Genomic DNA, 14,406 nt, shown 5'->3' on the forward strand with positions numbered 1-14,406 from the left:
CGTCTAAGCTAATGCGCCTTTGGGCCGATGACTACCGATTTTTTATAGGACGTGGCGGCTGCCGAACAGCGTTTACGGCAGTAGGGCCCCTTCGCGAGCAAGCCCGCTTGTGTCTTGCGCAGGAATTAGACTGAGGGTAAGAGCGGGCTTGCTCGCGAAAGCGGTGTATCAGGCAACAGAAGGCTTACTTTTCGAACCCGTTCGAAGGGAATGCATCAGTACCGCGCCAGCGTCGAACCGAGCGCTGGAAGAACAGGCTGTTGGGCACTTGCACCATGGCGTTGCCGGTACCGAGCTCTTCGGCTTCGATCAACGTGGTGTAGAGCAGATTGATCGCCACCACCCGGCCTTTGACCCCCGGCTTGTCGGTAGTGTCCACCAACTCGACCACATCGCCGATACGGAATGGGCCGACGGTGAAGATCAGGATCGCGCACAACAGGTTGGAGAGCACACTCCACATGGCGAAAAACGCCACGGCGGCCACCGCAACGAAACCGGATAATGCCGTCCAGAGCACCGTTGCCGACACCCCAAGGCGTTCCAGCACAAAAATCAGCGCACTGCCCATGATCAGCCAGCGCAAACCGCCGCGCAGCGGCAGCAAAAACTGCGGCGGAAACGGGTAGCGCTCGCCCAGGCGAGTCAGGCATTTAGCGACGACGCGCTGGGCGATATAACCGGCCAGCAGGATCAGCAGGATTTGCACGACCAGCCAGATCGGCTCGACCCACATCGCCGGCAACGGCAGCTTGAAGGCCTCCATCAAGACAGCGCCTCCAGCTCCGCCTGCATGCTTTCGAGCAGTTCGAGCGCTTCCATCCAGGCCTCTTCCAGTTCGGCTTCACGCACCTTCAGCCTGGCCTGTTCGGCCAGCAGATCACGCAATTCGTTCTTGCGCGCCGGCTCGTAAATATCGCTGTCACCGAGGCTGGCGTCGATTTTCGCCAGTTTTTCGTGCAGTTTGCCCAGCTCGGCCTCGAGCTTGTCGGCCTCGCGCTTGTGCGGTGCCAGTTGCTGACGCAACGCGGCGGCGGCCTGGCGCTGAGCTTTCTTGTCGGTCTTGTCCGGGTTGACCGGGGTGTTGCTGACCGGCGTATTGCGCTGACGGTATTCCACCAGCCAACGGGTGTAGTCTTCCAGGTCGCCGTCGAACTCCTCAACCTTGCCGTCGGCCACCAGATAGAAATTATCGGTGGTGCTTTTGAGCAGATGACGATCGTGGGAGACCACCAGTACCGCGCCACTGAATTCCTGCAAGGCCATGGTCAGCGCCAGGCGCATTTCCAGGTCCAGGTGGTTGGTCGGTTCGTCGAGCAGCAACAGGTTCGGCCGCCCCCAGGCGATCAACGCCAGGGCTAGACGGGCCTTCTCACCGCCGGAGAAATTCAGCACCGGCTCATCGATGCGCGCCCCACGGAAGTCGAAACCGCCAAGGAAATCGCGCAGGGTCTGCTCACGCTCGGTTGGCGCCAGGCGCTGCAAATGCAGCAACGGGCTGGCCTTGGAGTCAAGGGAGTCGAGTTGATGCTGGGCGAAGTAGCCGACCACGGTGTTCTCGCCCCGGGTCAGTCGGCCAGCCAATGGCTCGAGTTCACCGGAGAGGTTTTTGATCAGGGTCGATTTACCCGCACCGTTAGGGCCGAGCAAACCGATCCGCGCCCCGGGGGTCAGTTGCAGCTTGACCTTCTCCAGCACGGTTTTGTCGCCGTAACCCAGGCGCGCATCCGACAGGTCGATCAACGGGCTGGAGATTTTCTGCGATTCGCGGAAGACGAAGTCGAAGGGTGAATCGACGTGGGCGGCGGACAGTTCCTCCATCCGCTCCAGCGCCTTGATCCGGCTCTGGGCCTGACGGGCCTTGGTGGCCTGGGCCTTGAAGCGGGCGATGTAGCTTTCCATGTGCGCACGTTGTGCCTGTTGCTTCTCGTAGGCCTGCTGTTGCTGGGCCAGACGTTCGGCACGGGCCCGCTCAAACGCTGTATAACCACCGCGATACAGGGTGATCTTGCGTTGGTCGACGTGGGCCACGTGATCGACCACGGCATCGAGGAAATCGCGGTCGTGGGAAATCAGCAATAAGGTGCCGGGATAGCTTTTGAGCCATTCTTCGAGCCAGATGATGGCATCGAGATCCAAGTGGTTGGTGGGCTCATCGAGTAGCAACAGGTCCGAGGGGCACATCAAAGCCTGCGCCAGATTCAGACGCATCCGCCAGCCACCGGAGAAATCTCCTACTTGCCGATCCATTTGCTCATTGGTAAACCCAAGCCCGGCCAGCAGCTTGCGGGCCCGGGCATCGGCGGTGTAACCGTCGGCGCTGTCGAGTTCCGAGTGCAGGCGGGCCTGAGCGGCACCGTCATGGGCCGCTTCGGCTGCCGCCAGGTCATGTTGTACCTGGCGCAGGCGCAGGTCGCCATCGAGCACGTAGTCGACCGCCAGGCGTTCGAGCGTGTCGACCTCCTGGCGCATGTGGGCGATGCGCCAGTCGGCCGGCAGAAAGCAGTCACCCGAGTCCGGGTGCAGCTCGCCCCGAAGCAAGGCGAACAGGCTCGATTTGCCGGCGCCGTTGGCACCGATGAGGCCGGCTTTGTGGCCGGCGTGCAGGGTCAGCTCGGCGTCTTCTAGCAGACGTTGCGGGCCACGCTGTAAAGTCAGGTTCTGAAGTCGAATCATAATGGCGGCGGAGTCTACCAGCTTCGCTCGCAACTGGCGCGAGTAGCACTATGTCCTCTGACCTGTGGAGCTTTTCCCTCGACACTTACGCCCGTCCCGGCGTTGAAGACGCCTGCCTGCAATTGCAGTCGGCGGGGGTGAACGTGTGCCTGCTGCTCTGTGGGTTGTGGCTGGGACAGCATGGTGTCGCCTGTAACGAACAACGATTGCAGCAGCTTCGCGATGTGATCACCCCTTGGGACGCGGATGTCGTGCGACCGCTACGGGCGTTGCGCACGCAATGGAAAGCCGACGCGGCGGAGGACGCCGAACTGAATACGTTGCGCGAGCAAGTCAAAACACTGGAACTGGAAGCCGAGCGGCAACTGTTGTTGCGGCTGGAACGACTGGCGCAGGGCTGGCCGCAGGATGAGACGAACGATCTCTCGACCTGGCTGGAAGGTATGGCGGCAGGCGCCGCCAACCTGGACCGCGACGCGCTGCATCAGCTGCGCGTCGCGGTAACCGGCACTTAGGAAGCGCTGGTTGGGGTGGTGCTGGTGCTCGACGACACGGCTGGCGTTGGCGCAGGCGAAGCTGTCGAGGTAGTGGCTGCCGGGACCGCCGCAGCCGGAGCCGGGGTTGCTGGCTTGGCAGCAGGTGCGGCAGTCGGCTTCGCAGCAACTACTGGTTTTTTCACGGCTGGCTTGGCGGCAGGTTTTACAGCCGGTTTGGCAGCGGCAGGTTTGGCTGCTGGTTTCGCTACAGCTGGCTTGGCGGCAGTGGCTGGCTTGGCAGCGACGGCAGGTTTGGCAGCAGCAGGTTTAGCGGCGGGTTTCGCCGCCGGTTTTGCAGCAGGCTTGGCAGCAGCTGTTTTAGCCGCGACAGGTTTGGCGGCTGGCTTGGCAGCTGGTTTTACGGCGGCAGTTTTGGCTGCTGGTTTTGCAGCAGGTTTAGCGGCCGGTTTTGCAGCTGCAGTTTTCGCCACGGCGGGTTTGGCAGCGGTGGTTTTTGCAGCAGGTTTAGCGGCAGGTTTAGCAGCAGCTGTTTTGGCAGCAGCTGGCTTGGTGGCAGGTTTGGCAGCCGCCGTTTTAGCTGCTGGTTTCGCAGCGCTGGCAGCGACTGGTTTTTTCGCCGCAGGTTTTGCTGCGGCTTTTACCGGTGCTTTGGCAGCCGGTTTGGCGACAGGCTTGGCCGGTGCTTTTGCAGCAGCCGGTTTGGCAGCGGCTTTCTTCGCAGGTGCCGCAGCAGGCTTGGCCGAACGCAGGGACAACGCCTTGCCGACAGCCTCTTGAACACGACCGACGCCCTGGGCCAGTTTCAGGCTTTCTTGAGCGTCGCGTTTGAGTTGCAGGATGTAGCTGCGAGTTTCGGACTGACGATTCTTGAGGGCGTCGAGCAGGTCCTCAAGTTCTTTCACCGCCTCTTTGGCCTTGGCTTGTGCCTTGGCTTTGCCGGCCGCCGCAGCGTCCTGCAATTTGGTGCGAGACTTGTGCAGTTTTTCCTGCGCTTTTCCGCGCTGCTTTTCCAGTTTGGCGAGCAGTTTTTCAGCATCAGCCAAGGCTTGGGAACAAGCGTTTTCCAAATGCTCGAGCAGGCTGCCCGAGAGTTGTTGGAGTAAGTGCAACGGAGTATTTACTGGCTTCTTGGTGGCCGACATGGTTTACCTCCTGGCTGACGTGAATGCGGCTCATACTAGACCTCTGCTGCAACCGCCGCTAGGGCATGTTGACAGTATCGAAAGCGCTGCGTTGCAACGAAGTAAAAATGTTCTGCACTTACGCAAAACCAGTTCACCTTCGAGCGCATTCACACTGGCATAATCCTGCGCATCTCAGGTCGGAGAGTGCCCATGTCGCGCTACCTTTTTTTATCGCTGTGCGTGTTTTTTTCCATGGCTCAGGCCGCCGAAAAAACCTCCACGAATGACGCTCACGATCTCGCTTACAGCCTGGGTGCGAGCCTTGGCGAACGCTTGCGCCAGGAGGTTCCGGATCTGCAACTTCAGGCGCTGCTCGACGGTTTGCAGCAAGCCTATCAAGGTAAACCGCTGGCACTGAAAGACGAGCGGATCGAACAGATTCTTGCCGAGCACGAAGCACAGACTGCCGAGCAACCCGCAGTCGCGCAAAGCGAAGTCGCCCTCGAAAAGGAACGGCGTTTTCTCACTGAAGAAAAAGCCAAACCAGGGGTTCGCGAACTGGCGGATGGAATATTGCTGACAGAGCTGGCGCCGGGCACCGGCGCCAAGGCAGGTCCGAACGGCAAAGTGCAGGTGCTGTATATCGGTCGCTTGCCTGACGGCACAGTGTTCGACCAGAACAGCCAGCCGCAGTGGTTCAGTCTTGATAGTGTGATCACGGGCTGGCGCACTGCCTTGCAAAACATGCCGGTCGGCGCGAAATGGCGCCTGGTGATTCCATCGGCGCAAGCCTATGGCGCCGACGGTGCCGGCGACTTGATCGCGCCGTTCACGCCGCTGGTATTCGAAGTCGAATTGCGTGGTGCGACAAGCTGAATGCCGGAAACGAAAAACGGTGCGCATTGCGCACCGTTTCCAGTTTCTGGCCAAGAAGGGTTCAGGCCTGAACCGAACTCTCTTCCTTGTGGGCGGTGTGCAGCACTTCGATCAGGCAATCTTCCAGCTCGAAGCGTTCACGCAGTTGGCTGCCCAGCTTTTCCAGCGCTTCGGCGAAACGCTCGGTGTCGTTGCAGTCACCCTTGTGACAATGATCATTGAAGGACAGAGCCATCTCGGTGCTCACGTCGATACGCGGGTTGATCTGCTCAACCAGCTCAAGACCGCCATCGTCACCAAAGGCCTTGGCCTCATTGACCAGATGCTCACTCACTTCGAAGTGCCAGGCAGAAACGTAATCGACAAGAATCTCGCAGAACCGACCGTTCAAGGACTTGTCGGCAAAAGCCGGTTTGGCATCTCGCAAGTCGCGGAACGCCTTTACCAACTCTTCACGCTCCTGTAGCCAGCGGTCAATGAGCTTATGAACCCCACCCCAGCGTTCCTGAGCATTCTGACAACTATCTAACATGGCGATCTCTCTTCCCTAATGGGTCATGCCGTTCTACACCTGCAACAAGACTCGGTATATCCGGTTTGGCTCAGACAGAACAGCAACGAGCAACATAATTCCAATGACACGTGCGGGCCAGATTATGCCCGCACGCCTATGGCTTCAAGGTACGCAGGAGATAAAGTTCATACAAGTGTTTAATCGCCCGCCAGTACCCGGTGCGACGACTCGCCGCCGAGCGGTCGCTGACACGCGATCCAGACAAGGCGCAGCAACTGATACCCGCCCAGGATCATCATCGCAACGAAGAACAGCAGGCTCCATTCCGGGATGCTCAGGTCGAACAGCGTCCAGGAGATTTCCGCGCAGTCGGCGGTGCCCTTGAACATTCGCTGCACGACACACAACCAGGGCGTACTGGCGAATAGATCGGCCAGATTGGGTGAGCACGCCGATAACTGATGCACCGGATCACTCTGCAACACGACCTGCCGCCACGCCGTGACGGTACCCGCCAGACTGCAAAGCAGGCCCAGCAGCCAATACAGGAACGATCCGAAGCGGCCAGGCCCCTGCACCGAAGCCGTCAAACAAATACCCGTGAGCAGCGCCAGGCAAAACCGCTGTAGCAGGCACAACCCGCAAGGCTTGAGGCCGACCGAATATTCCAGGTAATAGGAAACGCCCAAGGCCAGGGCACCTGCAATGAAAACCATGAAAAACAAGGAGCGTGAGCAGGCCAAAGACATGGCTTTTCCGTAACTGTAGAGACAAGCGGTTACGGTAGAGGAAAGCACGGCAGCCTTTCAAGGCAGGCCAGCACGGACACTTCACCAGAAGTGTAGGGAATTCCCGACAGAGTCGAGAGGATAAGATGTAATCCGCTGTAGGACTTTGCCGGCGAAGGACTACAGCGCAAAAACAGTGTTGGATTCGGAGCGACTGCGCTCTTAATAACAAGATCAAAAGATCGCAGCCTTCGGCAGCTCCTACGTAGTCCCGGCGACAGGTCTCAGGCGTGAGCCGGCAGCGGCAGCGGTGCCGACAGCAAGCGCTCGTCCAGCAGACCCAAGCCCTCCTGGAACAGCTGATTACTGCGCTCGGTGTCACCCAGTTGCGCCAGCAACCGCGCCAGTTCGGCGCAGGCTTCAGGATTGCGCTGCACACGCAGGCTGTTCTCCAGATAATCCCGGGCCTTGCCCCAAAGGCTGCTTTGCAGACACAGACGGCCCAACGTCAACAACAGACTCGGGTCGGCCGGATGATCCTTGAGCCAACCCTCGGCGGTGTGCAGTTGCCTGGCCGGATCGCTGCCGCGAACCAGTCCGTACAGGCGTGCCAGATGACTGTCGTATTGGCGCTTGAGGGCCGCACGCAGGACTTCTTCGGCCTCGACCTGCGCCCCCAGTTGCCGCAATTGCTCGGCATAGGCCAGCACCAATTGCGGTTCCTGGCGCTGAGCGGCGGTGAGTTGCTGCCAGGCACGATTGAGCGATTGCAAACCGACCGTTCCGTCCTCTTCCCGGTGTGCCGCCAGCGAAAGATTCTCACCCCAGGCGCGGCGCTCCAGTTCAGCCAGCTCGGCCGTCGGCAGCACCTTGTCCTTGCGTAACTCCGGCAACAAGCGAATCACTGCCGACCAATCGCCCCTCTGCTGATGCAGGCGTTGCAACTGGCGCAAGGTCTGGACGTTGTGAGGATGACGCTCGTGCATGGCTTGCAGGGTCACCAGGGCGCCTTCAGTGTCGCCGCGGTCGGTCTGCAATTGGGCATGGCTCAAGGCAATCGCCAACTCGGCCTGGGGCTGGCGCTCCAGCGCGCGCTCCAGCAGGTTGTCGCTTTCCTCATAGTGACCTTGTTCGTTCGCGGCGCGGGCAGCCCCCAGGTAATAGAGCAACGGTTGCCGTTCGGCTTCCGCTGCGCGATACAGATGACGCTGCGCACTGGCCCAACGGCCCTCGGCCAGATCCAGCTGGCCGTGCTCGATCGCCACTTGCACCCGCCGACTGCGATTGCGTCGCGACCATGGATTGACCACTCCACCGGAAGTCGTCACCAGCTCGATCAACGCCTTGATGCCCCAGAACACCAGCCACAGCACGGCCACCAGGGCCAGGGTGGCCCACAGGCTCGATTCGTAACGGAAGGTTTTGTAGGCAATCAGCACGTAACCGGAATGCTCGGCAATCGCCAGCCCCAGCGCCGCGGCAGCGGCGATGACCACGAACACGATCACATAGAGGCGCTTCATGGCGTCGCCTCCTGCGCGGCGTTCGCAGTCGGTTTGACCAGAGGTTTCACCGAGTCCTCGGCGTTGACATTGCGCCGCTCAAGGTAGGCCTGAACCGCGCTCAACGTGCCCGTCAGATCTGGCGTGACCACTATGACCGGCTGCTTGCTCAATTCGCCCACCTGTTCCAGCATGATTTTGCTCTGCGGGTTGTCCGGGTTGAAGTTGCCCTTGAGCACGTCCCGCGCCTCGGCCAGCGCCTGGGTGTAAACCGCGGCTTGGCCATTGAGCGCGGCCCACTGCGCCTGCTCCAGCGCCAGGCTCAGGGCCAGACGCACCTGGCTCAGGCTCTGCCCTGCCAGCAACGGACGGACATTCTTGTCGGCGTTGAAGTCGATGCGGATATAACGCGAGATCTGATCCCACCATTGCGCCCAGCGACTGGCACCGTCGCCATCGGCAGTCAGGCCCAGCAGGGATTCGCCACGGTCCTTGTACTCAGGCGCCAGCTCGGTGAGGTTGATCACCTGATCGCGCAAGGCGCCCAGTCGCAGGAACAACCCGGTGCGATCCGGCTGTTCGGTACTGCGTAGCGCTACCAACGTTTTGGCCACTTGCTCGCGGGCGGCAAATGAGCCCGGGTCGTTCTGTTCACGGAGAATTTCATCGGCGCCCTGCACCAGGGCCTGGGCGCTGCTGATGTCCTGCAACGCCGACAGACGCAGGCTGGCCAGACGCAGCAAATGCTCGGCTTCGGCCAAACGCCAATCCTTGCGGCTGGCGCCGAGGACGGTTTCCAGGCGTTGATTCAAGCGTTGTTGATCGCCTTGAAGCTGAATGACCAAACGACTGCGCGCGTCGAGCTCCTCGGCGGCGGGCATTTGCTCGAGGCGAGCCGTCAGGCGCTGCTCATTGAGTTTCAGGCTCTGCGCCTGATCGTTCAACGCCTGGACCTGGCTCAACTGCTGTTGAGTATTGGCTTGCAGGTGACGCACCTGCCAGACTCCCCAACCGCCCACGGCAACACCGGCCGCGCCCAACAGCAGCGCGATGATTGCCAGCCCATTGCCTCGGCGCTGCACAGCAGCAGGTGTTGGTGTTTCAACCGGTGCATCGAGCACTGGCTGGACGTCATCTTTAGGCAAGGCTGTTTCGCTCACGTATCCATCCTTTGCATTAGAGAACGGGTTCGGGATGCTCCCGTAACGCCGTCAGCAAAGCCGCGGCACTGGCGCCACGACAATCCACAACTGTTTGGGCCCCGGCGGCACGTGCCAGCTCGGCGACCCTGGGGCTTGGAACAAACAACGGCAACCGTGCCATGAGCGGCCAGGCATCGCCGGCCAATCGGTGCAGGTGCTCAAAACCCTGTCCACTGCTGACCACCAGCCCGTTCAAGCGTTCCGCTTCGATCCGCTCAGGCAGCGTCGCTGGCGGGTACTGCGGCAAACCGCGGCGGTACAACTCCAGATACTCGACACTAGCACCAAGCTCGCACAAACGCTCAGCCAGCAGCTCGCGGCCACCCTCCCCACGCATGATCAGCACCCGTGCATCGGGTCGGACGATAGCCTCGCGCAACTGTGGAAGTTCAAGCAAGGCTTCGCTGTCATCGCCGTCGACCGGGAAGCTCACATCCAGCCCGTTATCCTCGAGGATCTGCGCCGTCGCCGCGCCCACGCTGAACCACTTCAGAACCGGTGGTTGCGGCCCGTGCCGGTTGAGCAGGTCGACAGCGATTCTGGCGGCCGGTTTGCTGACCACGATCACCGCGCAATAGCGATTCAGATTCTGAATCACTTCGCGCATTTTGGCAGAGGCAGGAATCGGCTCAATGTCCAAAAGCGGCAAGCTGCTACTGAAAACCCCCGCTTCGGCCAGCACACGGGCAAGCGCCGACGACTCATCCGCAGGGCGTGTCAGCAACAGGCGCCAGCCAGTCACTCGTGACCTGCCTCGCCATAGACTGCTTTCAGAATGTCGGCGGCGCCCTGGCTCAGCAAGTCTTCAGCCACTTGCACACCCAAAGCCTCGGCATCAACCCGTGGCGCACGGGCTTCAGCGCTGAGCAACAGGCCACCGCTCGGATCGCCCACCAAACCACGCAACCAGATCTGCTCACCTTCAAGCACCGCGTAGCAAGCGATCGGTACCTGGCAGCCGCCATTCAGATGCTTGTTGAGTGCACGTTCGGCGGTCACGCGGGTGGCGGTGTCCGGGTGATGCAGCGACGCCAGCAGCGCATGAATGTCAGTGTCGGCGCTACGGCACTCGATACCGACCGCGCCCTGGCCACCGGCCGGCAGACTGTCTTCGACACTGATGGCTGACGTGATGCGGTCTTCGAAGCCCAGGCGAATCAAACCCGCCGCGGCGAGGATGATGGCGTCGTATTCGCCGGCATCGAGCTTGGCCAGGCGAGTGTTGACGTTGCCGCGCAGGAAGCGGATTTCCAGGTCCGGGCGACGGGTCAACAGTTGCGCCTGGCGGCGCAGGCTGGAGGTCCCGACAATGCTACCCGGCGGCAACTCATCCAGGCTGGAGTAAGTGTTGGAAACGAACGCATCGCGCGGGTCTTCGCGCTCGCAGATGCAGAACAGACCGAGGCCTTCGGGGAAGTCCATCGGCACGTCTTTCATGGAATGCACGGCGATGTCGGCTTCGTTTTCCAGCAGCGCGGTTTCCAGTTCTTTGACGAACAGGCCCTTGCCGCCGATTTTCGACAGAGGCGAATCGAGCAGCTTGTCGCCGCGACTGACCATGGGCACCAGCGTCACGAGCAGGCCCGGATGGGCCTGTTCCAGACGAGCCTTGACGTATTCGGCCTGCCACAGGGCGAGAGCACTTTTGCGGGTGGCGATGCGGATTTCGCGAGAGGACATGGATCAATCCGTACTGAATAGATACGGCGGATAATAACAGCTCAGCCAAATCCACTTTGACTTGTATCAGAAACTGCATGGCCTCCCTGGCCTTCAATGCCCAGAAACAGGGTAGAAATCCGCCCCGAATGGCGGATTACAGTTGTTGCATCATTTTGCGCACGCCGGCCACATGGCGTCGGCTGACGATCAAGGCGTCGCCGTTCAGGCCTTTGAGAAACAGCTGGAAATGTCCCAGGGGGGTGCGTTGCAGCCGTTCGATGCGTTCGCGGGCAACCAGTGCGTTGCGGTGGATCCGCACGAAACGGTCGCCAAATTCGTCTTCGAGGGCCTTGAGCGGCTCGTCGAGCAGCACTTCACCGCCTTCATGGCGCAAGGTCACGTACTTGTGGTCGGCGATGAAGTAGACCACCTGCCCCAACGGGATCAGCTCGATGCCTTTACGGGTACGGGCGCTGATGTGACTGCGCGGACCGTTGCCGGTTTCGGCCGCCGGGCGAGTCAAGGCCGCGAGCTGGACGCGATTGGGACGCTCGGCTTTCTTCAATGCTTCGTGCAACTGTTCTGTGCGCACTGGCTTCACCAGATAGCCCACGGCGCTGGCCTGTAGGGCTTCCACGGCAAATTCATCGGGCCCTGTGCAAAACACCACGGAGGGCGGGGTTTCACGTTCGCACAATCGTGCCGCCACTTGCAGGCCATCGAGGCCCGGCATGCGAATATCGAGCAGTACGATATCCGGCTTGTGGCTGTCGATCAGTGCCAACGCCTCTTCGCCATTCGTAGCGCTGGGCTCCAGGACGTTGTATCCCTCGAGTTCGCCGATCATTCGGCTCAGGCGCTCGCGGGCCAAGGGTTCGTCATCAACGATCAGGACATTCATATTGCGCTGGATTCCTGCGTGAGTCTCGCACAAAGATAGCGTAGACAGGTGAAGTGACGTCCGTCACCGCGATCCACGCTAAGACTAGCGCGAGGGCCAAAAAGTGCCGCGAGACCGCCGGCTAAATTTTCATCTGCCGGGTGACTAGCGGCCCAGGCCCGCATTGGCGAGGCATCGCCGTAGGGTTTGCTGATACACAATATGAACACCCCTCTTCTCTATATAGTCAGCTGCAGCATCGAGAAGTGCGCTGATCCTACTGTCCAACTGTAGACGGTTGCCGGGACGATATTGCTCAAATGAGAAATATCGTTGCGCAATTTGCGCATCGCTTGCTTCGAGTATGGGTCACGCCATGAGAAAAAAACGTGTCGACCAGTGTCAACGACAGGATTGGCAACCCTGTTATTATCCGCCTCAGCGTTCCACGCCATCTTTCTTCAAGCCGATACGAGCGAATTCATGAGCACTGACAAGACCAATCAGTCCTGGGGCGGCCGCTTCAGTGAACCCGTCGACGCCTTCGTCGCCCGCTTCACCGCCTCCGTCACCTTCGACCAGCGCCTGTATCGCCACGACATCATGGGCTCGATCGCCCACGCCACCATGCTGGCCAAGGTCGGCGTGCTGACCGATGCCGAGCGCGACAGCATCATCGATGGCCTCAAGACCATCCAGGGTGAAATCGAGGCCGGCCAGTTCGACTGGCGCATCGACCTCGAAGACGTGCACATGAACATCGAGGCGCGTCTGACCGACCGCATCGGCGTGACCGGTAAAAAACTGCACACCGGTCGCAGCCGTAACGACCAGGTCGCCACCGACATCCGCCTGTGGCTGCGTGACGAGATCGACCTGATCCTCGGCGAAATCACCCGCCTGCAACAAGGCTTGCTGGAGCAGGCCGAGCGCGAAGCCGGCAGTATCATGCCAGGCTTCACGCACCTGCAAACCGCACAGCCGGTGACCTTCGGGCACCACATGCTGGCCTGGTTCGAAATGCTCAGCCGCGACTACGAGCGTCTGGTGGACTGCCGCAAGCGCACCAACCGCATGCCGCTGGGCAGCGCCGCACTGGCCGGTACCACCTACCCGATCGACCGCGAATACACCGCGCAACTGCTGGGATTCGACGCTGTCGGCGGCAACTCCCTGGACAACGTGTCCGATCGCGACTTCGCCATCGAGTTCTGCTCGGCCGCCAGCATCGCGATGATGCACTTGTCGCGGTTCTCCGAAGAGCTGGTGCTGTGGACCAGCGCGCAGTTCCAGTTCATCGATCTGCCGGACCGTTTCTGCACCGGCAGCTCGATCATGCCGCAAAAGAAAAACCCGGACGTGCCGGAGCTGGTTCGCGGCAAGACTGGCCGGGTGTTCGGCGCACTGATGGGCCTGCTGACCCTGATGAAAGGCCAGCCCCTGGCCTACAACAAGGACAACCAGGAAGACAAGGAACCGCTGTTTGACGCCGCCGACACTTTGCGCGACTCGCTGCGGGCCTTTGCCGACATGATCCCGGCGATCAAGCCCAAGCACGCCATGATGCGCGAAGCGGCCCTGCGTGGTTTCTCCACGGCCACCGACCTGGCCGACTACCTGGTACGCCGCGGGCTGCCGTTCCGTGACTGCCACGAGATCGTTGGCCACGCGGTGAAGTACGGCGTGGAAAGCGGCAAGGACCTGGCGGAAATGAGCCTGGAAGAACTGCGCAAATTCAGCGACCAGATCGAGCAGGACGTGTTTGCCGTGCTGACCCTGGAAGGTTCGGTGAATGCCCGTGACCATATCGGCGGGACTGCGCCGGCGCAGGTCAAGAAGGCTGTTGCTCGCGGTCAGGCGCTGCTCGCCAGCCGTTAAGAGCTTCGCGGGCAAGCCCGCTCCCACAGGTTTCCCTGTCTGCCATAGATTTTGGCTGGCCGGAGATCCTTGTGGGAGCGGGCTTGCCCGCGATGACTGACTTCAGAGCACTACAAACTTACTTCTTCGACGCGATCATCTCCAGGAACGCTGGCATCGCCGCGTCCTTGTCCTTTGCGATCCGCTGTACATGCGGGTTCTGCCCCAGACGCTCCAGCAGCGCCCTGGCCGCCGGCATCTCGGCCAGCAGATCAATATCGAACAGCTTCTGCGCCACGGCACAGGCCATCGGCACGCTGTACAGGAAATACAAATCCGCAATGCTGAGACTGTCGCCCGCTACGTAAGGGGCGAACTTGCCGTGCCTGCCCAGCGAGGCGAACCCCAGCAGCAGCTCGGCCTTGGTCTTGTCCTTGATCGCCTCCGGCACAGACATGCCGAAAAACGCTTCGGGGTAGCAGGCGCGCGCCGGCAGTTCGATGTACAACTCGATTTCCTTGGCCAAAGCCAGCGCCTGCGCTCGCTCGAAGGGCTCGCTGGACAGCAGCGGCGTGCCTTTCTGACTCTGCTCAAGGTACTCGAGAATCACGCTGGTTTCGTTGATGAAACCTTGTTCGACGCCCAGAACCGGAACCTTGCCGCGCGGGCTGATGGTCAGTGCCTCGGGGCTGGTGCCTGGGTAAAACGGCACTTCTTCAAACGGCAGTCCCTTCTCCAGCAACGCCAGCTTGACCATGTTGTAGTAGTTGCTGACGCAAAATCCATAAAGCTTGAGCATTACATAGCCTCCAGGCCGTGTGGGGGGGGTTGGCAGCGCCAGTTATAGAACGCCCGGGCGCTTCTTGCCAGCAGCATCACTGCGCCGAA

The 14,406-nt window shown here is 60.8% G+C and carries 14 protein-coding genes; 3 read left to right on the forward strand and 11 right to left on the reverse strand.

Features of this window, described 5'->3' with window-relative positions; genetic code table 11:
- Window positions 1–184: 184 nt before the first annotated feature.
- Window positions 185–766, reverse strand: a complete 582-nt coding sequence (locus AACY49_RS07030; protein WP_339522597.1) for a mechanosensitive ion channel family protein — start codon at window positions 764–766, stop codon at window positions 185–187.
- Window positions 766–2,676, reverse strand: coding sequence for an ATP-binding cassette domain-containing protein (locus tag AACY49_RS07035; protein ID WP_320392940.1), 1,911 nt, complete (start codon window positions 2,674–2,676; stop codon window positions 766–768). The genes AACY49_RS07030 and AACY49_RS07035 overlap by 1 nt, the downstream gene beginning before the upstream one ends.
- A gap of 50 nt (window positions 2,677–2,726) precedes the next feature.
- Between AACY49_RS07035 and AACY49_RS07040 the strand changes: the two genes are divergently transcribed.
- Entirely contained in the window at window positions 2,727–3,191 is a 465-nt protein-coding gene (locus AACY49_RS07040) for a TIGR02444 family protein (protein ID WP_339522601.1), read from the forward strand.
- Here the strand turns inward: AACY49_RS07040 and AACY49_RS07045 are convergent.
- Window positions 3,188–4,315 (reverse strand): AlgP family protein, encoded by a 1,128-nt coding sequence (locus tag AACY49_RS07045; protein ID WP_339522603.1) that lies wholly within the window; start codon window positions 4,313–4,315, stop codon window positions 3,188–3,190. The genes AACY49_RS07040 and AACY49_RS07045 overlap by 4 nt on opposite strands.
- 192 nt (window positions 4,316–4,507) lie before the next feature.
- Between AACY49_RS07045 and AACY49_RS07050 the strand changes: the two genes are divergently transcribed.
- Window positions 4,508–5,173 carry an FKBP-type peptidyl-prolyl cis-trans isomerase gene (locus tag AACY49_RS07050; RefSeq protein WP_339522605.1) on the forward strand — a complete coding sequence of 222 codons (666 nt, stop codon included), beginning with the start codon at window positions 4,508–4,510 and terminating at the stop codon, window positions 5,171–5,173.
- Window positions 5,174–5,234: 61 nt separating this feature from the next.
- On the opposite strand, the gene rsd is transcribed toward AACY49_RS07050, so the two are convergent.
- The 7 genes from rsd to AACY49_RS07085 all read right to left on the reverse strand — a co-directional run bounded on the left by rsd (window position 5,235) and on the right by AACY49_RS07085 (window position 11,682).
- Window positions 5,235–5,705 (reverse strand): sigma D regulator, encoded by a 471-nt coding sequence (gene rsd / locus AACY49_RS07055; RefSeq protein ID WP_258698533.1) that lies wholly within the window; start codon window positions 5,703–5,705, stop codon window positions 5,235–5,237.
- A 179-nt stretch (window positions 5,706–5,884) separates the two neighbouring features.
- Window positions 5,885–6,436, reverse strand: coding sequence for a disulfide bond formation protein B (locus AACY49_RS07060; protein ID WP_258698532.1), 552 nt, complete (start codon window positions 6,434–6,436; stop codon window positions 5,885–5,887).
- A 263-nt stretch (window positions 6,437–6,699) separates the two neighbouring features.
- Complete coding sequence (locus AACY49_RS07065) at window positions 6,700–7,938, reverse strand: heme biosynthesis protein HemY (RefSeq protein WP_258698531.1); 1,239 nt, start codon at window positions 7,936–7,938, stop codon at window positions 6,700–6,702.
- Window positions 7,935–9,077 carry a uroporphyrinogen-III C-methyltransferase gene (locus AACY49_RS07070; protein WP_339522609.1) on the reverse strand — a complete coding sequence of 381 codons (1,143 nt, stop codon included), beginning with the start codon at window positions 9,075–9,077 and terminating at the stop codon, window positions 7,935–7,937. The genes AACY49_RS07065 and AACY49_RS07070 overlap by 4 nt, the downstream gene beginning before the upstream one ends.
- A 16-nt stretch (window positions 9,078–9,093) precedes the next feature.
- Window positions 9,094–9,861 carry a uroporphyrinogen-III synthase gene (locus AACY49_RS07075; RefSeq protein WP_339522611.1) on the reverse strand — a complete coding sequence of 256 codons (768 nt, stop codon included), beginning with the start codon at window positions 9,859–9,861 and terminating at the stop codon, window positions 9,094–9,096.
- A complete protein-coding gene (gene hemC, locus AACY49_RS07080) occupies window positions 9,858–10,799 on the reverse strand; it encodes a hydroxymethylbilane synthase (protein WP_339522612.1) in 942 nt (313 codons plus the stop codon). The genes AACY49_RS07075 and hemC overlap by 4 nt, the downstream gene beginning before the upstream one ends.
- 136 nt (window positions 10,800–10,935) lie before the next feature.
- Entirely contained in the window at window positions 10,936–11,682 is a 747-nt protein-coding gene (locus tag AACY49_RS07085) for a LytR/AlgR family response regulator transcription factor (protein ID WP_258698527.1), read from the reverse strand.
- Window positions 11,683–12,144: 462 nt separating this feature from the next.
- Between AACY49_RS07085 and argH the strand changes: the two genes are divergently transcribed.
- Complete coding sequence (argH, locus tag AACY49_RS07090; protein ID WP_258698526.1) at window positions 12,145–13,539, forward strand: argininosuccinate lyase; 1,395 nt, start codon at window positions 12,145–12,147, stop codon at window positions 13,537–13,539.
- A 118-nt stretch (window positions 13,540–13,657) separates the two neighbouring features.
- Here the strand turns inward: argH and AACY49_RS07095 are convergent, their stop codons facing one another.
- Complete coding sequence (locus AACY49_RS07095) at window positions 13,658–14,317, reverse strand: glutathione S-transferase family protein (RefSeq protein ID WP_339522616.1); 660 nt, start codon at window positions 14,315–14,317, stop codon at window positions 13,658–13,660.
- Window positions 14,318–14,406 lie beyond the last annotated feature (89 nt).

The sequence above is a fragment of the Pseudomonas sp. EL_65y_Pfl2_R96 genome (assembly GCF_963970905.1).
In the GTDB taxonomy this organism is placed as follows: Bacteria; Pseudomonadota; Gammaproteobacteria; order Pseudomonadales; family Pseudomonadaceae; genus Aquipseudomonas.

Coding starts and splice junctions, on each gene's coding strand:
- AACY49_RS07030 (WP_339522597.1), bottom strand. CDS start 766: ATGGAGGCCTTCAAGCTGCCGTTGCCGGCGATGTGGGTCGAGCCGATC.
- AACY49_RS07035 (WP_320392940.1), bottom strand. CDS start 2,676: ATGATTCGACTTCAGAACCTGACTTTACAGCGTGGCCCGCAACGTCTG.
- AACY49_RS07040 (WP_339522601.1), top strand. CDS start 2,727: ATGTCCTCTGACCTGTGGAGCTTTTCCCTCGACACTTACGCCCGTCCC.
- AACY49_RS07045 (WP_339522603.1), bottom strand. CDS start 4,315: ATGTCGGCCACCAAGAAGCCAGTAAATACTCCGTTGCACTTACTCCAA.
- AACY49_RS07050 (WP_339522605.1), top strand. CDS start 4,508: ATGTCGCGCTACCTTTTTTTATCGCTGTGCGTGTTTTTTTCCATGGCT.
- rsd (WP_258698533.1), bottom strand. CDS start 5,705: ATGTTAGATAGTTGTCAGAATGCTCAGGAACGCTGGGGTGGGGTTCAT.
- AACY49_RS07060 (WP_258698532.1), bottom strand. CDS start 6,436: ATGTCTTTGGCCTGCTCACGCTCCTTGTTTTTCATGGTTTTCATTGCA.
- AACY49_RS07065 (WP_258698531.1), bottom strand. CDS start 7,938: ATGAAGCGCCTCTATGTGATCGTGTTCGTGGTCATCGCCGCTGCCGCG.
- hemC (WP_339522612.1), bottom strand. CDS start 10,799: ATGTCCTCTCGCGAAATCCGCATCGCCACCCGCAAAAGTGCTCTCGCC.
- AACY49_RS07085 (WP_258698527.1), bottom strand. CDS start 11,682: ATGAATGTCCTGATCGTTGATGACGAACCCTTGGCCCGCGAGCGCCTG.
- argH (WP_258698526.1), top strand. CDS start 12,145: ATGAGCACTGACAAGACCAATCAGTCCTGGGGCGGCCGCTTCAGTGAA.
- AACY49_RS07095 (WP_339522616.1), bottom strand. CDS start 14,317: ATGCTCAAGCTTTATGGATTTTGCGTCAGCAACTACTACAACATGGTC.